The sequence below is a fragment of the Devosia sp. Soil_C_22 genome, assembly GCF_057657195.1.
This window is the reverse complement of record NZ_JBDGIY010000001.1, coordinates 1,095,165-1,115,708: the sequence shown is the minus strand read 5'-3', so window position 1 is coordinate 1,115,708 and position 20,544 is coordinate 1,095,165. Positions and strand designations below refer to the sequence as shown.

The following is a 20,544-nucleotide window of genomic DNA, read 5'->3' as shown; positions in this document are numbered from 1 at the left end:
CGCTTGGATTCGGTGGGCTGTTGGAAAGTGTATAGCGGCGGGGGCCGGGGGTGCCAAACGAAAGCGCCGCCATAGCTTCTGGGGACCAAGGCCCGAGGCACCTTCCCATTGGCCCTCAAGTCTCTACAGTCACTGCATGCGCCCGACCCGACGCCACATTCTCATCGGCCTTGCCGCCCTGCCGCTGGCATCGGCCGTGCGCGCGCAATCGCTCGAACTGCCGCCCGACAGCCTTGAGGACCAGAGCAGCGCCCTGCAGGAAGCGCTGTTGCAGGCTGCCGCCGAGCGCCGGCGCCTGTTCCTGCCCCCGGGCACCTATTACGCACAGAACCTGCAGGTGCCGGGGGGCATCACCATCGAGGGCGTGCCGGGAGCTTCCATTCTCGCCGCCGCCGGCGATGCGCCGGTGCTGAGAATTGCCGGCAGCGCTCGTGTCGGGCTCGAGGGCATCACGATCACGCGCGGCAACGGTGGCCCTGCCGGGGCCGACCGCGGCCTTGTCGAGATCGAGGCCAGCGACCACGTCGTCATCGCCAACTGCACCTTCGTGGGCGGCGCGTCGAACGGGCTCGTCGTGCGTGATGCTGCGGCCGACATCACGCATTGCGATTTCACCGGGCACGCGCTGGCCGCCATTTTCGCGGTGGACAGCCGCGGGCTCAACATCACCTCCAACAGCGTTGCCAAATGCGGCAATGGCGGCATCCTGATCTGGGGCAGCCAGCCGCGTCACGATGGCTCGATCATCACCGGCAACAGCATCACCACCATCGGCGCCACCAATGGCGGCAACGGCCAGAACGGCAACGGCATCAGCATATTCCGCTGCAACAACGTGATCGTTTCGACCAACCAGATCGCCGACTGCGCCTTCGCGGCGGTGCGCCTCAACTCGACGACCGATGTCAGCGTCAACGGCAATATCTGCCGCAACTCCGGCGATGTGGCGATCGTCTCGGAGTTTGCCTTCTCGGGTTCGGTGATCGCCGACAACATTGTCGATGGCGCCGCCGCGGGCATCGCGATCACCAATCTCAACGAAGGCGGCCGGCTCGCCACCTGCAGCGGCAACATCGTGCGCAACATCCGCGAACGCAGTGAGGCCAATCCGGAGCGCCAGCCCTTCGGCATTTATGTCGAAGCCGAAACCACGGTGTCCGGCAACACCATCGACAACGTGCCGGGCATCGGCATCATCGCGGGCAACAACACCTTCCTGCGCGATGTCGCCATCACCGGTAACGTGCTCTACGGCGTCCACACCGGCATCGCCGTGAGCGTCGCGCAGGGGCCGGCGCCCGGGCCGGTGCTCATCACCGACAACCTGATCACAGACCCGCTCGACAATGCCATCGTCGGCCTCGTCGGTGATGACATGGTCAGCACCGATCTTGTCCGCGACGCCGCAAAATTCCCGCACATCACACTGTCGGACAACCGGGTGACGCCGCAGTCCTAGCGGGACAAGCTGGCATAGCCTATGCTGGCGACACGTAATGGAGCGACAGATGACCAAACAGTATGTCGTCGAGGCCTTCTGGGACGACGAAGCCAAGATGTGGGTCGGTACCAGCAGCGACATTCCGGGTCTCACGACTGAAGCTCGCACCCTCGATGCACTGGTTGCCCGTGTGAATGCCGTCGCGCCAGAACTGCTGGACGACAACGCTCATCTGGTGCCCGGCGGCCGGGCGGACGACGAAAAAATCTCGATTCAGATTCTCTCCGACGTCGCCTCGCATGCCGCGTAATGGTCAAAGGCTACTACCTGCAGCTCGTCGCGGCGCTGAAAGGTGCTGGGTACCAGTTCAAGCGGCAAGGTAAAGGCGACCACGAGATCTGGTTTCATCCCGCAACGGGGAAATCCGTCACCGTGGACCGCAACTCGCTCTCGCGGCACTTGGCCAACGCGATCATGAAACAGGCTGGCATCGACCGTCAGTTTTGAGCAATTGCGCGCGCTGGGCGCCTAAAGCCCCGCCCCCGCCGCCAGCCGCAGCTCGCCCACGTCGAAGCCGCGCACGTTGCGCACGACCTGCCTGGCGAACTTCTCCAGCACCGCTTGCTGGGCTTCATCGGGGTCGGCGTGGCGCAGCAGCAGCTCGGCGACCAGCGCCTGGCTCGCCAGCATGTTGCCGTCGTCGACTTTAAGCGCATAGCCCCAGCCCTTGTCGCGGATGGCGCCGCATTGCACGCCCTCGGCTCCGCCCTTCTGCATCACCCGGCCAGCGAAGGCCTCCATGACCAGCGTATCAAGATGACCCGTGCCTGCGACCAGCAGCGGATGACTGGTGGCCGCGTCGAAGATGCGCCTCGCCGCGTTGGCGAGATTGTCCGGCAGCCCCTCGCCCGTCGCCATGCGAGCGAAGCCGCGGGCGAAGGCGGAGAGCGGCGCCGCCCAGGTCGGGATCGAGCAGCCGTCGGTGCCGCAGCGATCCTCGCTCAATGGAGCGTCGAGCACTGTCTCGATCGCGCGGCGGACGGCGACCTGTACCGGGTGCCCGCGGCTCACGTACTCATGCGTGTCGACGCCCAGCGCCCGCGCCACGCTCAGCATGCCCGAGTGCTTGCCCGAGCAGTTATTGTGCAGCTGGCTCGGCTCCGCCCCCGCCCGGCGCAACGCTTCGCGAGCCCGGGCATTGCTGGGCTGGTGCGCACCGCATTCGAGGTCGTTCGCCGTCAGCCCGACATGGCCGAGAAAGCCGGTGACGCCGAGCACGTGCACATCCTCGCCGTGATGCGACGCACAGGCGAGCGCCAGCTCCTCGTCGGTCAGGCCGAACTTCTCGATCGCGCCCGATGTCACCATTGCCAGCGCCTGCATCGACTTGATCGCCGAGCGCGGGAAGACCGGCCGCGAAATATCGCCCGCCGACGCGATGATGTTGCCGTCCGCGTCCGAAATGACGAAGGCCGCGCGGTGGCGGTTCTCGACGAAATTGCCGCGCGTCTGCTCGATGAGGATAGGGTTAGCGTCCACGACGGCCTCGGTTGGAAGAAGAGTCAGCTGTTCCTAGAAAGCTTGCGGCCCCCAAGTCAATCCGCTGGGGCGGCGCCGGGCTGGCAGCGTCGTTGCGCCCACGCTATGACATGGCCATGCCCAAGCCCAATCCGCGCCATCCGAAATTCCCCATCCCCTCCGGCCCCGAGCTCCGCGCGAAGGGCTGGCGGCAGGAGGCGCTGCTGCGCCTGCTCGAGAACGTGCTGAGCGTCGGCGAGGACCCCGAAAAGCTCATCGTCTACGCTGCGCTGGGTAAAGCAGCGCGCAACTGGGCCGCGCATCGGCAGATCGTCGAAACGCTGACCACCATGGACGAGGACCAGACCCTCATCATCCAGTCGGGCAAGCCGATCGGCCTGTTCAAGACGCATGCGAAGGCGCCGCTGGTCATCATGGCCAACTGCAACATCGTCGGCCAATGGGCCAAGGCGGAAGTGTTCTACGAGCTCGAAAAGAAGGGGCTGATTGCCTGGGGCGGGCTCACGGCCGGGGCGTGGCAGTATATCGGCAGCCAGGGCGTCATCCAGGGCACCTACGAGATCTTCATGCGCATCGCCGAAAAGCGCTTCGGCGGCTCGCTCGCCGGGCGGTTCATCCTCACCGCCGGCATGGGCGGCATGGGCGGGGCGCAACCGCTGGCCGGCCGCATGGCCGGCGCGGCAATCCTCGATGTCGACGTCGATCCCGCCCGCGCCGCGCGCCGCAAGGAGATCGGCTATCTCGAGCATATCGCGCCCGACCTCGACGCCGCGCTGGCCATGATCGACGCGGCAGTGAAGGACAGGCGCGCGACCTCGGTCGGCCTCGTCGCCAATGCCGCCGATATCTATCCCGAAATCCTGCGCCGTGGCATCGTGCCGGACATCGTCACCGACCAGACCAGCGCGCACGACCTCGTCTATGGCTATGTGCCCAAGGGCATGAGCCTCGAGGAAGTGCGCCGGCTGCGGGTCGATGGCCAGGGCCAGCTGATGGCCGCGAGCCGCGCCTCGATCGCCGATCATGTGCGCGCCATGCTCGGCTTCCAGCAGGCTGGCTCGGAGGTGTTCGACAACGGCAACCTGATCCGCACACAGGCAAAGCAGGCGGGGGTCGACAACGCCTTCGATATCCCGATCTTCACCGAGGCCTATCTGCGGCCGCTCTTTGCCCGCGCCATCGGTCCGTTCCGCTGGATGGCCCTGTCGGGCGAGCCGGAGGACATTTCCCGCATCGACGACCTGGTGCTCGAGATGTTCCCGGACAACCGGATCGTCACCAACTGGATCAGCCTCGCGCGCCAGCATATCCCATTCGAGGGCCTGCCGGCCCGCATTGCCTGGCTCGGCCATGGCGAGCGCACCGCGCTGGCGCTGCGGGTCAACGAACTCGTGCGCGACGGCACGCTCAAGGGACCGGTGGCGTTCAGCCGCGATCATCTCGATGCCGGTGCCATGGCGCATCCCAACATCATGACCGAGAACATGAAGGACGGCTCGGACGCCATCGCCGACTGGCCGCTGCTCGACGCCATGCTGCTCACCGCCTCGATGGCCGATCTCGTCGTCATCCACTCGGGCGGCGGCGGCTATGCGGGCTACATGACTTCTGCCGGCGTGACGCTGGTGGCCGATGGCACCGCAGCTGCCGACGAACGGCTCGACCACGCGCTGACCAACGACACCGGCCTGGGCGTCATGCGCTACGCCGACGCCGGCTACGAGGACTCCAGGGACGAGGCCGCAAGAACGGGCCTCAACTGGTTCGACCTGTCGAAGGGCTGAGGCCGACTTATCCCCGCGCTCTCCACGCGTGATAGTTTCGCCCTCACCTTTCCGATGCGAGGTGCCGACGGGGCATCGCGGGAAGGGCTGGGTCCAGGGGCGAGCCGTCGCGTCTGGGGTGGGCGGTTCCTGCATCGCTTCGCGGTGCCGAACACCAAAAATCCCTTCGCAATGGGCGGGGCGAAAGTCCCACCGACTACCAATGCCGGTAGACCGGCAGAACAGGGACGAAGTCCCGCCCATGCCGCACCTCAGGGAGCGGCAAGACTGGTGAGAAACCCGGGAGCCGAGGCTCGCCGGGCTTTCAGTGTTGCCTCAGTTCCGCGGCGCGCCCACCTTGGCCGCCTTCTCATCGTCCCACCACCACACGGTGGGGAAGCCGATCGAGAATTCCGGCAGCGGATCGGGATGGCTGAAGCGGTCCCAGCGCGCGATACGGGCGTGGCGCAGCGTATAGGTCGGCACGGTGAAGTGATGCGCCAGCAGCACGCGATCCAGCGCACGGGTCGCGGCAATCAGCGTCTCGCGATCGTCGGCGAAGATGATCTTGTCGATCAGCGCGTCGATGCCGGGATCCTTGATGCCGGCATGGTTGGAGCTGTCGTTCTGGTCGGCGGCGGCCGAGCCCCAGAAGTAGCGCTGCTCATTGCCCGGCGACAGCGACTGGGCCCAGCCGCTGTAGATCACATCGAAATCGCGGTTCTGCACCCGCTCGATGTACTGCGCCGAGTCGACCGGGCGGATGGTGACATTCATGCCCAGGCGCTTGAGGTTGGTGACGAGGGCCTGCGCGATCGGCTCGATGGTCGGGCCGTTGAGCAGGATCTCGAAGGCCACCGGCGCCCCCGTCGGGTCGAGCAACTGGTTGCCCTGCAGGGTGTAGCCAGCGGCGGTCAGCAACTGGTTGGCAGTGCGCAGGTTCTCGCGCAGCTTGGTCGGATCGCCCGACACGGGATTGGCATACTCGGTGGTGAATACCCGCTCGGGGACCTTGTCCTTCACCGAGTTGAGGATTTCCAGCTCCTCGCCCTCGGGCAGCCCGGACGAGGCGAACTCGGTGCCGAAGAAATACGAGTTGATGCGATCGTACTGGCCGAAGAAGCGCAGCTTGTCGAGCTCCTCGAAGTCGAAGGCGTAAAGCATGGCCTCGCGCAGCGCTTCGTTTTGGAACAGTGGCCGGCGCTGGTTCGGGATGAACCCGACGAGCACGCCACTGTCGCGGTAGGGGTTCTCGAACAGCTCCTTGATCACCCTGCCGTCGGTAACAGCGGGGAAGGTGTAGTCATTCTGCCAGCGCAGCGCGAGATTCTCGTCCCACCAGTCGAACTGGTCGCCCTTGAAGCCCTCGAACTGGGCCGTCGTATCGAGGAAATACTCGTAGCGCATGGTCTGGAAATTGTTCTGGCCGATGTTGGCCGGCTCCGCATGTCCCCAGTAGTCCGGATCGCGCTCGTAGGTGATCGAGCGACCGGCGGTAAAGGTGGCGAGCTTGTACGGACCCGAACCGAGCGGCGGCTCGAGCGTCGACTTGCCGATGTCGCGCGGCTGCCCGTTCGGGCTCGTCCCCTCCCACCAGTGCTTGGGCAGCACCAGCAGTTGCCCCATGATCAGCGGCAGCTCGCGATTGCCGGTCTGGTCGAAGCTGAAGGTCACCTCGCCCGGCGCGTTGGACGCCGCGCCGGTGACATTGGCGTAGTAGTTGGCCTGGTTCGGGTTGAGCTCGATGGCCTTGTTGAACGACCAGATCACGTCGTCGGTGGTGATCGGCTCGCCGTCGGCCCACTTGGCCCGCGGGTTCATCCGGAAGGTCACCGAGGAATAGTCGGCCGGGTAGCTGAAGGCTTCGGCGAGGTTGCCATACTGGGTATTGACCTCATCGAGCGAGGGCGAGGTCAGCGACTCGTAGATCAGACCGAGGCCATCGGCGGGCTCCCCTTGCGGCAGGAGCGGATTGAACGTGTCGAAGCTGCCCATCGAGCTCAACCGCACCGTGCCGCCCACCGGAGCATCGGGATTGACGTAGTCGAAGCGCTCGAAACCTTCGGGATATTTCGGCTCGCCGAAGAAGGCGCCGGCATGGTGCCAGACGGGCGTCTCGGCCGTCTCCTGGCCGATGGCGGGCGTGACGGCGAGAAGAGCCGCGAAAGCGAGGGAGGCGAGCGATTTGCGGTGCATGAGGAGCCTCGTTTCGATGTCGTTGGAATTGAGCTTACGGGCGATTTCAGCGGGAATCGAGCCTCACTCCGCGACCGCGCCGGGGCTCGCCTCGGACTTGAAGGCCGCCGCAATGAGGGCGCGGGTGTAATCGGACTGAGGATGCTCGAACAGGTCGGTGGCCGCGCCATGCTCGACCACCCTGCCGTTGCGCATGACGATCAGCCGGTTGGCGAGAGCCCGGACCACCCGCAGGTCGTGCGAGATGAAAAGATAGGTGAGGCCGTGCCGGGCCTGCAATTCGCGCAAGAGGTCGACCACCTGGGCCTGCACGCTCATGTCGAGCGCCGACGTCGGCTCGTCCAGAACCACGAATTTAGGCTCGAGCACCATGGCACGGGCAATCGAGATCCGCTGACGCTGCCCGCCGGAGAACTCGTGCGGGTAGCGGAAGCGCGTCGCCGGATCGAGCCCGACTTCGGTCAGGGCCTGCACTACTTTCGCGTCGATCTCGGCAACTGCGAGTTGCGGAAGGTGGACCGACAGCCCCTCGGCAACGATCTCGGCCACCGACATGCGCGGGCTGAGCGAGCCGAACGGGTCCTGGAAGACGATCTGCATGTCGCGCCGCAGCGGCCGCATCGCCTGCCATGAGAGGCCGGCGAGGTCGCGGCCGAGATAGACGATCCGTCCTTCCGAGCTGATCAGCCGAAGCAGCGCCCGCCCCAACGTGGTCTTCCCCGAGCCGGACTCGCCTACGACCCCAACGGTCTCACCACGCCGGATGGCGATATCGACATCGTCGACCGCCTTCACATGGCCCACGGTGCGGCGGAACAGGCCGCGCTTGACCGGGAACCACACCCGCAGCTTCTCCGCCGCGACGATGGTCTCGGCATCGGGCAGCGGGGCCGGCGGTGCGCCCCTCGGTTCGGCGGCGACGAGTTTCTTCGTATAGGCGTGCTGCGGCGCGGCGAAGAGCGTCTCGGTCGGGCCGGATTCGACGATCAGCCCTTCGGTCATCACATGGGTCACCTCGGCCATCTTGCGCACGATGCCGAGGTCGTGAGTGATGAACAGGATAGCCATGCCACGTTGCTTCTGCAGGTCCTGCAGCAGCGCGAGGATCTGCGCCTGCACGGTGACGTCGAGCGCCGTCGTGGGCTCGTCGGCGATCAGCAGTTTCGGTTCGTTCGCCAACGCCATGGCGATCATCACGCGCTGCCGTTGCCCGCCGGACAGCTGATGCGGAAAGTCGTCGAGCCGCGTCTCCGGGTCGGGGATGCCGACCTCGGTGAGCAGCTCGATCGTCCGCTTCCGCGCTGCTGCCTTGCGCAGCCCACGGTGCAGCATCAGCGCCTCGGTGACCTGTCGCTCCACCGTGTGCAGCGGGTTCAGCGAGCTCATCGGCTCTTGGAAGATCATCGAGATGTCGTTGCCGCGTACACCGCGAATGGCGCGGTCACCGGCAGCAAGCAAATCCTGCCCCTCGAACAGCACCCTGCCCTTCGGATGCGACGCTGCCGGGTAAGGCAGCAGCTTCAGGATCGACAGCGCCGTCACCGACTTGCCCGAGCCGCTTTCGCCCACCAGCGCCACCGTCTGGCCGGGCTGGATATCGAAGCTGACGCCGCGCACCGCATGCGACAGCCCATGCTCGGTGACGAAGTCGACATGCAGGTCGTCGACGCTGAGCAGGGGCTCGCTCATAGCCGACCCGCAAAAGTCTTGCGCGGATCGAAGGCGTCACGCACGGCCTCGCCGATGAAGACGAGCAGCGTCAGCAGCACCGAGATCGTGAAAAAGCCGGTGACGCCCAGCCACCAGGCCGAGAGATTGTCCTTGCCCTGCGCCAGCAGTTCACCCAGCGAGGGCGAGCCCACCGGCAGGCCGAAGCCGAGGAAATCGAGCGCGGTGAGCGTCGTCACCGAGCCAGCGAGGATGAACGGCATGAAGGTCAGGGTCGCCACCATGGCGTTCGGCAGCATATGCCCGACCATGATGCGCCAGTTGGAAACGCCGAGCGCCCGTGCCGCGGCGATATACTCGAAGTTGCGGGCCCGCAGGAACTCGGCCCGCACGATACCGACCAGCGCCGTCCACGAGAACAGCAGCAGGATGCCCAGCAGCACCCAGAAGCTGGGCGCGATCACGCTCGAGATGATCAGCAGCAGGTAAAGTGACGGGATGGCCGTCCATACCTCGATGACGCGCTGCGCCACCAGGTCGACCCAGCCGCCGAAATAGCCCTGCAAGGCCCCCGCAGCGACGCCGATGATCGAGGAGAAGATGGTCAGCGTCAGGCCGAACAGCACCGAGATGCGAAAGCCGTAGATCAGCCGCGCCAGCACATCGCGGCCCTGGTCGTCGGTGCCGATCCAGTGCCAGTTGCCGATGGTACAGGACGGGTCGTTGACGCCCTGCGGATAGAGCCCGCAACGCTCCTCGGCGGTCTGCAGCCAGCTCGGCTTGCTCGGCGCCGCGCCGGTTAGGGACTCGTCGACGGTCGAGTAGGAGTAGCGGACCGGCGGCCAGATCATCCAGCCATTGGCAGCGATCTCATCGGCGATGAAGGGATCGCGGTACACCGTTTCGGCGAGGAAACCGCCGAACTTGCTCTCGGGGTAGTTCACAAAGGCCGGAAAAAGCAACTCGCCGCGATAGCTCGCGATGATCGGCCGGTCATTGGCGATGACTTCGGCGAACAGCGTCAAGATGAATAGAACGAGGAAGATCCACAGCGACCACACCCCGCGCTTGTTGGCCTCGAAGATCTTCAGCCGGCGGCGGTTGATAGGTGAGAGCCGCGACGGGGCGGAGCGGGCCTGCTCGGCCGGCGCGAAGGCGATGAAGGGCGTCCGGATGCCCGCAAGCGTGGCGTGCATCAGACTTCCCGCTTCTCGAAGTCGATGCGCGGATCGACCCACATATACATCAGATCGGAGATGAGCCCGATGACGAGGCCGAGCAGCGAGAAGACGTAAAGCGTGGCAAACACCACCGAATAGTCGCGGTTGAGCACGGACTGGAAGCTCAGCAGGCCGAGCCCGTCGAGCGAGAAGATCGTCTCGATGAGCAGCGAGCCGCCGAAGAAGGCCGAGATGAACGCGGCCGGAAAGCTGGCAATGACCAGCAGCATGGCGTTGCGGAACACATGCCGATACAGCACCTGCCGCTCCGACAGACCCTTGGCCCGCGCGGTCACGACGTATTGCTTGCGGATCTCCTCGAGGAAGGAGTTCTTGGTCAGCAGCGTCACCGTGGCGAAGCCGCCGATCGCCATGGCGGTGATGGGCAGCGTGATGTGCCAGAGATAGTCGAGGATTTGCTGATACCAGGGCAGGCTGGCGAAATTCTCCGACGTGAGCCCGCGCAGCGGAAAGATGCTCCAGAAGCTGCCGCCGGCGAACAGTACGATCAGCAGCACCGCAACGAGGAAACCGGGCAGCGCATACCCGACGATGACGATCGACGAGGTCCAGACATCGAAGCGCGAGCCGTCGCGCAGCGCCTTCGCAATCCCCAGCGGGATCGACACGCCGTAGCCGAGCAACGTCATCCAGACACCAAGCGTGATCGAGACCGGCAGCTTTTCGATGATCAGGTCGACGACCGAGATGTCCCGGAAATAGCTCTGGCCGAAATCGAAGCGGATGTAGTTCCACATCATCGACAAGAAGCGTTCGAGCGGCGGCTTGTCGAAGCCGAACTGCTTCTCGATGCGCTCGATGATCTCCGGCCGGAGCCCCTGCGCGCCGCGATAGCGCGATGTCGTGGAGTTGGCCTCGGCCGTGTTCTGCGCCTGCCCGAGTTGCTGACCGGCGAAATCGCCGCCCTCGCTGCCGGTCACGCGTTCGGTTGCACTGACATTCTGCCCGCTCATCTGCGCGATCATCTGTTCGACCGGGCCGCCCGGCGCGAACTGCACGATGGCGAAGGAGATGACCATGATCCCGAGCAGGGTCGGGATCATCAGCAACAGGCGTCTCAGGATATAGGCGCCCAAGTGGCGGCTCCGGCATGCGGGTCAGTCGGTGCTAACAACGGGAGCAGTGTTGGCCGCATTGCGGCAAATCACCAAGCGTTGATTGGCCATTGGAGAGTCACCGGCCGGTGAACTCAACACCTATCTCGTCGCCGACGGCGAAAATGCGGTCGTGCCTCGCCGCATAGTCGGCGAACGAGCATCAGACGTGGTTCCGCCAGCTATGCTGCGGGTTGTAGTCGAGCATGCGCCGCGCCTTGTCGATCGAGAGCAGCGTGCCGTTCTGCGACAGCTCGCGCTTGTGCGGGACGCTGGGAAACACCTCGGCCATCAGCGACATGTTCGAGCGGCTCATCACCGTATCGGCATTGGCGATGATGAAAGCCTCGAAGCCCTTGAACTCGGCCTCGATGCCGCGGCGCACCGCCTGAGCCCCGTCGCGGGCATCGATATAGCCCCACAGGTTCCATTTGCGCAGCTTGGGATCGGCATCAAAGCCAGGGAACTTGGCGTAGTCCTCGACGTCCATGACGTTGGAGAAGCGCAGGCCCACCATCTTCAGACTCGGATCCCAGCGGCAATACTGCGCCGCCATGGTCTCGTCGAGGAGCTTTCCGAGCGAATAGGCCGTCTCGGGGCGCGGGAAATATTCCTCGTCCACCGGCACGTAGGGCGGCGGCGTCTCGAAGGGAAGGCCGAGCACGGTTTCACTCGAAGCAAAGACGACGCTCTTGATGCCGGCGAGGCGGCAGGCCTCGAACACGTTGTAGCTAGTCGGCACGTTGTTGCGCACCGTGGCGCTGTTGGCGAACAGGCCCGGCGCCGGGATCGCGGCGAGATGGACGACCGCATCGAATGGGCCGCGGCGTTCGTCGATCCCGCCAAGCACGGCTTGCGCCACCTGGCCGAAATCGGTGAGGTCGATGCGCACCGTCGGGCAGACGGGATCGCGCGGCAGCACCTGGTCGACGTTGAGGACGGAGTAGCCGTTCTGCACCAGGTCCTTGAGCACGGCGCGCCCAAGTTTACCGCTGCCGCCAGTGACCAGAACCTTGGGCATTCTCCGCCTCCCCGCATTGGATGAATGGCTGACCGTAGCACGCGGCGCATGAAGGTAAATCCGTAACTGGTGGCATCGCGCAGCGGACACCTGGGTTAACAGCACCTGAATGCCGGTCTCACCGCCCGTTCAAAGCCGGGCGATCACGCTGGGCAGCATCGAACCTGTCGTTCGAACGGCCCTGACCCGGCGCCGGGCACGCTCCCGACGCGGCCGGACTTGCAACCGTTCCGGAGATGGAAATGAACCTCAAGCTGCTCACTCTCACCCTCGTGGCCCTGACTGGCATCGGCATGGCCGGCCTTGGCGCAACGACTTCGGCCTACGCCCAGGACCGTCCCAACGACCCAAACTGTCGCATCAACTGCAACAATGATGACAATGACGACGACGATGACGGCGGCAACGAGTGCTACGACGACTGCGACGGGCCGACCATTCCGGGCAACAAGCACGGCCTCGTGGAATGTTCCTCCGACGTCGGGGGCCTCGGTCATGTGAGCGCCGCGCAGATCCGGCGCGTCAACGAGGATGTGCTGATCGTCACGGTGTGCGACGGCCGGAACCTGATGGCGCAGCAAAAGGGCGTCGAGAACATCCGCTGGGCGATCAAGCGCAACGCTGTCATGCGGCTCGAACTGGCGGACAACGGCTTTGACGTCGGCGATGTCGTCGGCATCTCGATCAGCCAGCCAGAGGATGCGGTGCTCTACGTGCACTCCAACTGAGCCATCACCAGGTTCGAATGCGGCAAGGCGGGTGCTTCGGCATCCGCCTTTTTGCCCTCCGGAGGCCGTCGCGATGAATGCTTTCTGAATAGCGGGCTCAGTGCCGGTTCAAAGCTGCGACGCCATAGTCGGGACAACAGATCGAAACACCCCGGCCCCGAGAGGACGCCAAAATGAACAAGAACCAGGAAAAAGTGCTGATCGCCGCCCTCGCCGGGCTCGTGATGGTCGGCGCCGCCGCTTTCGCCGTGCAGCCCGCGCTGGCCGCCGGCTACCATGTCGAGAGCCCCGCCAACATCGTGGGCGTCAAGAAGTGGGATACGCTCAACGTCCGCAAGTGGCCCGCCTCCTACTCGCAGAAGGTCGGCGAGTTCGAGCCCAAGAGCTCGGTGTGGGTGGAGCGCTGCATTATCGCCCCGCAGGGTGGCTCGGACTGGTGCCTCGTCGAACAGCAGGACACCAAGGGCTGGGTCAACGCCAAGTTCCTCAAGGTCCTCTACGACTGGGACATCTGAGCCCCAACCAGCTTGCCTGACCTCCTCCGCCTGCTCCGGCGCCGATCTCCAGCGGCGCCGGTTTTCTTTTTTGGGCTACTCCCAGCCCTTGCCGGCCTTCTTCTTCGGCGACACACCGGCGAGCGCGTACTTCGCCAGCTCGATGCCCATGGCCTTTTCGACCGAAGGGTAGACCGCCGGGTCGAGGACCGAGGAGGAGAGCGGGATGATCTTCTTGGGGACGTGCAGGATGAAGATAAACATGCCTTCGCGCAGCTGGCCGGCGCTGAGCGGGGTGCCGGCGGCGTCGAGGGTCGAGATCACGTCCGGGAAAGTGGCGAGACGGTTCCCGCCGGCATCGTCGATCGCCATGTATTCGTTCATGGTGTGGATGGTGATGGCCTTGTCGCCCTCCCCCACCACGAAGCGGCCGACGTCGAAGGCTTCCTTGGTGTAGACGAGATCCTTCCTGGTCACCGTGCCCTTGGCGAGGATGGTGCCGCCGGTGGTCTTGACGATGGCATCGATGACAGCCGAGCCGCCCTTCGTCTCCGCCTCGATGATCGCCTCGCCGAGCTGGAGCGCCAGCGAGATGCCGCCCAGCGCGGCGTTGCGGCGCACATATTTGGCGCGCAGCGGATTGCGGCAGGAGGCGATGAAGCCACCCGACTGGTCGGCGGCGGTGCGCAGGATCGGCGAGACCTTTGCGGTCGCGCCCTTCACCACCAGCTCGATGTAGCGGTTCTCGGCGCGGTTGCCGCCGACGGCGGTCTGGATCATCGGCTCGGGCGAGCCGGCCATGCCGATCGAGCCCATGTCGCCGGTGGGATGCGCGCGAATGTCGCCGACCGCGTCGACCACCTTGGTGCCGAGGATCGCGCCGGGCAGCCAGGCATTGAGGGTCGAGCTCTTGCCGTTCTGGCCGATGATCAGGCCGCTCAGCTTTTCACCAAGCGCGTCCTGCAGCAGCTCGACGGCCTTCACGTAATCGCGGCCCTGCATTTCCCACGGCGTGGTCGAGGCCGGCGCGCCGATGGCGGCGGCGGTCGCCACCCAGTCTTTGGGCTCGAGCTCCTCGATATCGACGAGTTCGGGCTTGCCGATCGATACGGCGGCATAGCCAAGCATGCGGCCATGATCAGCCCAGCCGCCACCGCCGGCGGCGTAGACGGAACCGCCCTTCACGGCCGGCTCCACATCCTTTTCGGTCAATACGCGACCCACGGCAGTACACTCCTATCGAGGCTGAACCCCTCACCCGTCCCGGCTTCGCCGGTCCACCCTCTCCCCGACGGGGAGAGGAATTCCCGACTGCGCAGTCGGCGTTCTATTCTTCTCCCCGTCGGGGAGAAGGTGGCGCGAAGCGCCGGATGAGGGGGTGGCGAGCACTACAGCTCCCGATCCAGCCTCTTCACCGCCTCCAGCAGCACCGCGGCGCCAAGCGCCACGTCTGCCGTTTCCGCATATTCGTCCGGCGTGTGGCTGCGGCCGCCGAGGCAGGGGATGAAGATCATCGCTGCCTTGGTGATCCGCGCCATCCAGGCTGTGTCGTGGCCGGCGCCCGAAGCCATGCGGCGATGGCGCGCGCCCACGGCCACGGCTGCCGCGTCGAGCGTATCAAGCACGAAGCCGTCGCAAGGCGTTGGGAAATTGTCGGAAATGGTCAATGGTGGCTGTATCGCGACGCCGGTCTCGGCCGAGGTGGCCTGGGCCAGCACGGCGAGCTCGGCGACGAAGCTCTCCATGTCCTCGCGGCGCTCGGCGCGGGCGTCGACGAGCAGCCGGGCGCGGGACGGCACGACATTGGCGGCGCCGGGTTCGATCGAGAATTCGCCGACCGTCGCGGCGAAGTGGAACTGGCCTTGTGCGAGGCGCGTGCCCAGCGCCTGGATACCCAGCACCAGCCGCGCGGCGGTGGTCAGCGCATCCTGGCGCGAGCCCATCGGGGTGGTGCCGGCATGGTCGGCGCGGCCATCGACAATGATTTCGATACGGGTGATGCCGGCGATGGCGGTGACGACGCCGACGTCGAGGTGACCGTCTTCCAGCACCGGGCCTTGCTCGATGTGAAGTTCGAGGAAGGCCTTGATGTCGGAGCGGATCTCGCTGATGCCGGGATGACCGCCCACCTCGGCGATGCCGTCGCGCAGGCTGATGCCCTCGGCGGTGCGATCGAGCCATTCGGGCGGGCGCTTGCCGATCATGCCGCGGCTGCCGATGCAGGAGACGCCGAAGATCGAGACTTCCTCGGCGAGGAAATCGACGATCTCGAGATCATGCTCGAGCTCGACCTTCTGGTCATGCAGAGCGCGGGCGACTTCGAGGGCGGCCGAAACGCCGGCGATGCCATCGAAGCGACCGCCATCGGGCACGGTGTCGGAATGCGAGCCCAGCATGATCGTGCCGCGGCCGGGTTTGGTGCCGGCGCGGGTGCCGATCAGGTTGCCGGAGGCATCGATGCGGGTGCGAAGGCCCGCCGCCTCGAAGCGAGTGGTGAGCCACTCGCGGCCCTTGAGGAAGATCGGGGTGAAGGCGCGGCGGGTGTAGGGGCGATCCGGGTCGGTGATTTCGGCGAGGGAGGCGATATCCTCGGCGATGCGGGATTCCTGGGTAGGGAGGTTGTGGGTCATGGTGAGATCTGTGCTTGTGGCACCCCCCTCCCGGCCTCCCCCACAAGGGGGGAGGTGAAGAGTCGAGCTTGTGGTTCAATCGCGCCCAGCACACTGGCAGGCACCTCCCCCCTTGTGGGGGAGGTTGGGAGGGGGGAGGCCAAAAGCACCATCCTCACGGCCGCACCCACCGCCCTGCCCCCGGCTCGGCGACGTGGGTGCCGTCGAACACCGGCTTGCCGCGCAGCCATGTCCCGGCCACCGTCCAAGGCAGCTCGATGCCATCGTAGGGCGACCAGCCGACCACGTTGTGGCCCGAGCGCGCGGCGTCGTACACGACCAGCCGATCCACCAGCACGGTGATGTCGGCGTCCTTGCCGGCTTCCAGCGCGCCCTTGTCCTTCAGCCGGAAATGCCGCGCCGGGTTCTCGGCCATCAGCTTGGCCGCCCAGGTCAGCGGCACGTTGCGCTGCAGCGCGACCTTGACGAACAGCGGCACCATCGCCTCCAGCCCCGGGACGCCGGAGGCGTTGGCGAGCATGTCGGGGTTGGTTTTCCTATCCTCGGACCAACTGACGTGGTCGGTGGAAACGAGCGTGACATTGCCAGCCACCACCTGCCGCCACAGCGCCTCGACCTCGTCGCGCGGGCGGATCGGCGGGTTGATCTTAGCCTTGCCGCCCAGCCGGCGGACGTCGTTCTCCTCGTCGAGCACGAGGTAGTGGATGCAGCACTCGATGGTGGCGGCAAAGCCCTGGGCGCGGTAGCTGGCGGCGATGTCGTAGCCGCGGCTCAGCGAGCAGTGGACGACATGCGCTTCGCAGCCGGTGGCGGCGCCGGTCTCGTAGATCTGGACCGTCGCCAGCAGTTCGGTGAGCGGCGGGCGGCTCATCGCGTGGGCGCGCCAGTCGGTGATGCCGGCGGCCTTCACCTTGGCGATGGCGGCAAGCACGCTCTCGTCATCCTCGTTGTGGACGCCGGCGGTGAGGCCGGTCTTGGCGACTTCGGCGAAGGCTTCGGCCAGCAGCGGCGGGTTGATGCGCGGGAAGCGTACCGGGTGGGTGCCGAAGGTGGAGAACTTGAAGGCGGCGACGCCGGCCTTGGCCTGTTCGGCGATCTTGCTCACCCCGTCCTCGGGGTTGATGGTGCCGTAGAGGGCAAAGTCCACCCGTGCCTGCGGCGTGGCGTGCGCGACTTTCCGCTGCACCGCCTCGGCCGAGCAGACGAGATTGCCCTCGTCATAGGGCATGTCGACAATGGTGGTGACGCCGCCCGCCGCCGCCGAGCGGGTCGACCAGATGAAATCCTCCTGGTTCTTCTGGCTCAGCGAGTGGGTCTGCGCGTCGATGGCCCCGGGCAGGATCAGGCCCGTGCCGAAATCGTGGCGCTCATGCGCGTGCGGCGGCGTGCCTTCGCCGACATGGATCACCTTGCCGTCGCGGACAGCGATATAGCCGCCCTCGATGACCATGGAGGGCAGCACCACTGTGCCGGAGAGGACGAGATCGAAATCGGACATTTTGGCTAGATCACTCCAGATACACCGGGGCTCACCCCGGCGAAGGCCGGGGCCCATCCTGAGGTCTTTCGGCGCGCGGAGGAAGTGGCGACATCTCAGGATGGATTCCGGCCTGCGCCGGAATGACATCGTGGATGTGGCGTCACGCCCGACTCCCCTGCCCCGTGCGCCGCATCAGCCGGCGTTCGAGGGCGGAGAGGGCGTCGTAGATCAGCACCGCGATCACCCCGACGACAAGCCCGCCCTGCGCGATGAAGGCGACGTTGTTGCTCAGCAGGCCGGCGATGATGACCTCGCCCAGAGTCGATGCCGCGACAGTCGACCCGATGGTGGCAGTGGCAACCGAAATGACCACCGACAGGCGGATGCCGGCAAGGATCACGGGCGTCGCGAGCGGCAGCTCGACGCCGAACAGGCGTTGGCGGTCGGTCATGCCGACGCCGCGTGCCGCTTCGGTGACCGCCGGGGGCAAGGTGGTGAGGCCGGTCAGGGCGTTTTCGAAGATCGGCAGGAGGCCATAGAGGAACAGCGCCACCAGCGTCGGCGCAGTGCCGAAGCCGAGCACCGGCACGGCGAGTGCCAGCACCGCGACCGGCGGAAAGGTCTGGCCGATATTGGCGATGGAGCGGCTGAGCGGCAGGAACTCCGTCCCGAACGGCCGCGTCACGAGCACGGCCAGCCCGACGGCGATGGCGGTCGCCAGCACGGTGGCGATGGCGACGATGGTGAGGTGGCTGAGCGTGAGATTGAGCAGCGAATTCTGCGTGTAGATGGCCGGCTGGTTGTTCTGGGTCAGCGGCTGGAACACCCAGGCAAAGCTCTGCGGCGTCACGACGAAAGCCACGAGCAGCGCGAGGACGACCAGCCGGATGATGAGCCCGCGGCTCATTGCGGCCGGGCTCCGAGCTTTTCGAGCGCGGCCATGGTCAGGCGGCCGACGACCTTGCCCGACGGATCGGCGACCGGCACGGCGTTCCGGCCGGACCACAGCGCTTCCTCGAGCCCGTCGCGCAGCGTCTGCTCGGTGGAAACCGGCGGGCCCGAGGCCTCGCCCGGCTCGACGAAATCACCGATGCGGCGCAACGCCAGGAGGCGGAAGGCGCGTTCGCCGCTGCCGAGCAGCTCGCCGACGAAATCGGTCGCCGGCTTCACCACGATCTCGGCGGGTGTCGCGTATTGCAGCAGCTTTCCCTTATCCATCACGGCGATGCGGGTGCCGAGGTGGATGGCCTCCTCCATGTCGTGGGTCACCAAGACGATGGTGGTGCCGAAGCGCTTCTGGATGGCGAGCAGGTCTTCCTGCGCCTTTGCCCGGATGATGGGATCGAGCGCGCCGAAGGGCTCGTCCATCAGCAGCACGCTGGGCTCGGCGGCCAGCGCCCGGGCGACGCCGACGCGCTGCTGCTGGCCGCCGGACAGGGCGTTCGGCATGCGGTCGCGGAACTGGCTGGCCGGCAGCTGGAACAGCTCGAGCAGCTCGTCGACCTTGCGGTCGATCCGGGCCTTATCCCAGCCCATCAGCACCGGCACGGTGGCGATGTTCTGCGCCACGGTGCGGTGCGGGAACAGGCCATGGCCCTGGATGGCGTAGCCGATGCCGCGGCGGAGGATATGCGCGGGCACGGCGCGGGTGTCCTTGCCGTCGATCAGCACGGTGCCCGAGGTCGGCTCGATCAGCCGGTTGATCATGCGCAGCAGCGTCGTCTTGCCCGAACCGGAGGTGCCGACGATCACGGCAAGTTCGCCGTCGTTGACGGTGAGCGACACGCTGTCGACGACGCGCAGCTCGAGATAATCCTTGGTCAGGCCCTGGATCTCAATCACGACGCTCTTCCCTGGGTGAGACCATTTCGACGATGGCATCGAGCACGACGGCGGCGGCGAAGGCGAGCGCCACGGTGGGCACGGCGCCGAGCAGCACGAGATCCATCGCGGTCTGGCCGACGCCCTGGAACACGAACACGCCGAAGCCGCCGCCACCGATCAGCGCGGCGATGGTGGCGAGCCCGATATTCTGCACCAGCACGATGCGGATACCGGTGAGGATGACCGGAAACGAGAGCGGCAGCTGCACGCGAGCGAGCCGCTGCCAATCGGTCATGCCCATGCCCTTGGCGGCATCGTCGGCGGCGGGTGGCACGCTTTCGAGGCCGACCACGGTGTTGGCGACGACCGGCAGCAGCGAATAGGCAAAGAGCGCCACCATGGCCGGCGCCGCGCCGATGCCGGAAATGCCGAGCGCGGCGGCGAGCGGCACGTTCGCAGCGACCCAGGCAAGCGGCGCGATCAGGAGGCCGAAGAGCGCGATCGAAGGGATGGTCTGAATGACGTTGAGCACGTTCAGCACCGGGCCGCGCCAGGTTGGGCTGCGCTGCAGGACGACGCCCAGCGGCACGCCGACGACGGTGGCGGCCACGAGCGAGCCGAGGGCGAGGGCGAGGTGCGTCTGCGCCTCGCGCCAGAACGTGTCGCCGCGATTGGCATATTCGCGCAGGATCGAGAGGTCGTTGAGCGTGCCCGTGCCGAGCAGGATTGCAAAGAAGGCGGCGACGGCGAGGAGGACGCCGATGCGGACCAGCGGGCTCAGCTTCAGCCGCACGATGGCGTCGGCGGCGAGAAGCGCGAAGGCAAAGATCAGCAGCCAGAAGCCGGAACCGGGCGAGACGCGGGCGATCTTGTCGCCGGGCGGCGTGAGGAAAGTGCCGGCATGGCCGATGGCGATGAACAGCGCGGCGAGGATGGCGAGGCTGGTGGCGAGACGCCCCAGCACCGGGGTCTTCAGCAGCGCGACGACGATGCAGGCGGCGATGGCGAGCGCGAGGAGCGCCGCTTCCCAGCCCGGGAGCGCGGCGAACAGGCTCTTGCTCTCACCCAGCACGATGCGGTTGGCGCGGAAGGCGGCGAAGGGCAGGAAGGCGGCAACACCGGCAATGGCGGCGATGAGCACGCCGAGCTTGTCGATGGGGATGCGGCGCGGGGCTGTCATGGCGATGTCGGTCATGGGGAAGACCCCTCATCCGGCGCTACGCGCCACCTTCTCCCCGACGGGGAGAAGAATCCCGAAGCGCCGGTGAAAGGCACCATTCCTCTCCCCGTCGGGGAGAGGGTGGATCGGCCGAAGGCCGAGACGGGTGAGGGGTCGAAGCCCCGATCGCTCATGGTCAACCCAAGCATTTCAAAACATTAGGGGTGGGCAGCCCCGCTGCCCACCCCCAAAATGCATGCGCTGCG

Annotated in this window: 18 protein-coding genes; 6 read left to right on the top strand and 12 right to left on the bottom strand. The window is 66.2% G+C overall.

The features are described 5' to 3' along the window. Positions 1 to 136: 136 nt before the first annotated feature. The 3 genes from AC3A6I_RS05170 to AC3A6I_RS05160 are packed head-to-tail and all read left to right on the top strand — an operon-like array spanning position 137 to position 1,948. A complete protein-coding gene (locus AC3A6I_RS05170) occupies positions 137 to 1,459 on the top strand; it encodes a TIGR03808 family TAT-translocated repetitive protein (protein WP_487542260.1) in 1,323 nt (440 codons plus the stop codon). A gap of 49 nt (positions 1,460 to 1,508) precedes the next feature. After that, entirely contained in the window at positions 1,509 to 1,751 is a 243-nt protein-coding gene (locus tag AC3A6I_RS05165) for a DUF1902 domain-containing protein (RefSeq protein WP_487542258.1), read from the top strand. Beyond that, positions 1,751 to 1,948 carry a type II toxin-antitoxin system HicA family toxin gene (locus AC3A6I_RS05160; RefSeq protein ID WP_487542256.1) on the top strand — a complete coding sequence of 66 codons (198 nt, stop codon included), beginning with the start codon at positions 1,751 to 1,753 and terminating at the stop codon, positions 1,946 to 1,948. The genes AC3A6I_RS05165 and AC3A6I_RS05160 overlap by 1 nt, the downstream gene beginning before the upstream one ends. Positions 1,949 to 1,969: 21 nt before the next feature. On the opposite strand, the gene AC3A6I_RS05155 is transcribed toward AC3A6I_RS05160, so the two are convergent. Next, on the bottom strand, positions 1,970 to 2,980 hold the full coding sequence (locus AC3A6I_RS05155) for an asparaginase (RefSeq protein ID WP_487542254.1): 1,011 nt from the start codon (positions 2,978 to 2,980) through the stop codon (positions 1,970 to 1,972). A 116-nt stretch (positions 2,981 to 3,096) separates the two neighbouring features. Here AC3A6I_RS05155 and ertB point away from each other — a divergent pair, with 116 nt between their 5' ends. Continuing rightward, positions 3,097 to 4,764: a thiourocanate hydratase gene (ertB, locus tag AC3A6I_RS05150; protein ID WP_487542252.1), complete on the top strand. Its 1,668-nt coding sequence runs from the start codon at positions 3,097 to 3,099 to the stop codon at positions 4,762 to 4,764. A gap of 315 nt (positions 4,765 to 5,079) precedes the next feature. Here ertB and AC3A6I_RS05145 read toward each other — a convergent pair whose 3' ends face one another. From AC3A6I_RS05145 to AC3A6I_RS05125, 5 genes are all read right to left on the bottom strand, one after another. After that, positions 5,080 to 6,939, bottom strand: a complete 1,860-nt coding sequence (locus tag AC3A6I_RS05145; RefSeq protein WP_487542251.1) for an extracellular solute-binding protein — start codon at positions 6,937 to 6,939, stop codon at positions 5,080 to 5,082. Between the two features lie 63 nt (positions 6,940 to 7,002). Then, positions 7,003 to 8,628: an ABC transporter ATP-binding protein gene (locus tag AC3A6I_RS05140; protein ID WP_487542249.1), complete on the bottom strand. Its 1,626-nt coding sequence runs from the start codon at positions 8,626 to 8,628 to the stop codon at positions 7,003 to 7,005. Next, entirely contained in the window at positions 8,625 to 9,803 is a 1,179-nt protein-coding gene (locus tag AC3A6I_RS05135) for an ABC transporter permease (protein WP_487542247.1), read from the bottom strand. Before AC3A6I_RS05135 ends, AC3A6I_RS05140 begins: the two co-directional genes overlap by 4 nt. Then, complete coding sequence (locus tag AC3A6I_RS05130; RefSeq protein WP_487542245.1) at positions 9,803 to 10,924, bottom strand: microcin C ABC transporter permease YejB; 1,122 nt, start codon at positions 10,922 to 10,924, stop codon at positions 9,803 to 9,805. The genes AC3A6I_RS05135 and AC3A6I_RS05130 overlap by 1 nt, the downstream gene beginning before the upstream one ends. A 181-nt stretch (positions 10,925 to 11,105) precedes the next feature. Continuing rightward, entirely contained in the window at positions 11,106 to 11,963 is an 858-nt protein-coding gene (locus AC3A6I_RS05125; protein WP_487542243.1) for an NAD-dependent epimerase/dehydratase family protein, read from the bottom strand. Between the two features lie 242 nt (positions 11,964 to 12,205). On the opposite strand from AC3A6I_RS05125, the gene AC3A6I_RS05120 reads away from it, so the two are divergent. Continuing rightward, positions 12,206 to 12,691 (top strand): hypothetical protein, encoded by a 486-nt coding sequence (locus AC3A6I_RS05120; protein ID WP_487542242.1) that lies wholly within the window; start codon positions 12,206 to 12,208, stop codon positions 12,689 to 12,691. 173 nt (positions 12,692 to 12,864) lie between these two features. Then, complete coding sequence (locus tag AC3A6I_RS05115; protein ID WP_487542240.1) at positions 12,865 to 13,206, top strand: SH3 domain-containing protein; 342 nt, start codon at positions 12,865 to 12,867, stop codon at positions 13,204 to 13,206. 75 nt (positions 13,207 to 13,281) lie between these two features. Here AC3A6I_RS05115 and ertC read toward each other — a convergent pair whose 3' ends face one another. The 6 genes from ertC to AC3A6I_RS05085 all read right to left on the bottom strand — a co-directional run bounded on the left by ertC (position 13,282) and on the right by AC3A6I_RS05085 (position 20,314). Beyond that, complete coding sequence (ertC, locus tag AC3A6I_RS05110; protein WP_487542238.1) at positions 13,282 to 14,409, bottom strand: thiohydantoin desulfurase; 1,128 nt, start codon at positions 14,407 to 14,409, stop codon at positions 13,282 to 13,284. A gap of 164 nt (positions 14,410 to 14,573) precedes the next feature. After that, positions 14,574 to 15,815, bottom strand: coding sequence for a Zn-dependent hydrolase (locus AC3A6I_RS05105; protein WP_487542237.1), 1,242 nt, complete (start codon positions 15,813 to 15,815; stop codon positions 14,574 to 14,576). 154 nt (positions 15,816 to 15,969) lie between these two features. Then, positions 15,970 to 17,313, bottom strand: a complete 1,344-nt coding sequence (gene ertD / locus AC3A6I_RS05100; RefSeq protein WP_487542235.1) for a hydantoin-5-propionate amidohydrolase — start codon at positions 17,311 to 17,313, stop codon at positions 15,970 to 15,972. A gap of 142 nt (positions 17,314 to 17,455) precedes the next feature. Continuing rightward, entirely contained in the window at positions 17,456 to 18,202 is a 747-nt protein-coding gene (locus AC3A6I_RS05095) for an ABC transporter permease (RefSeq protein ID WP_487542233.1), read from the bottom strand. After that, on the bottom strand, positions 18,199 to 19,137 hold the full coding sequence (locus tag AC3A6I_RS05090) for an ABC transporter ATP-binding protein (protein WP_487542231.1): 939 nt from the start codon (positions 19,135 to 19,137) through the stop codon (positions 18,199 to 18,201). The genes AC3A6I_RS05095 and AC3A6I_RS05090 overlap by 4 nt, the downstream gene beginning before the upstream one ends. Then, positions 19,130 to 20,314 (bottom strand): ABC transporter permease, encoded by a 1,185-nt coding sequence (locus tag AC3A6I_RS05085; RefSeq protein ID WP_487542229.1) that lies wholly within the window; start codon positions 20,312 to 20,314, stop codon positions 19,130 to 19,132. The genes AC3A6I_RS05090 and AC3A6I_RS05085 overlap by 8 nt, the downstream gene beginning before the upstream one ends. Between the last annotated feature and the right edge of the window lie 230 nt (positions 20,315 to 20,544).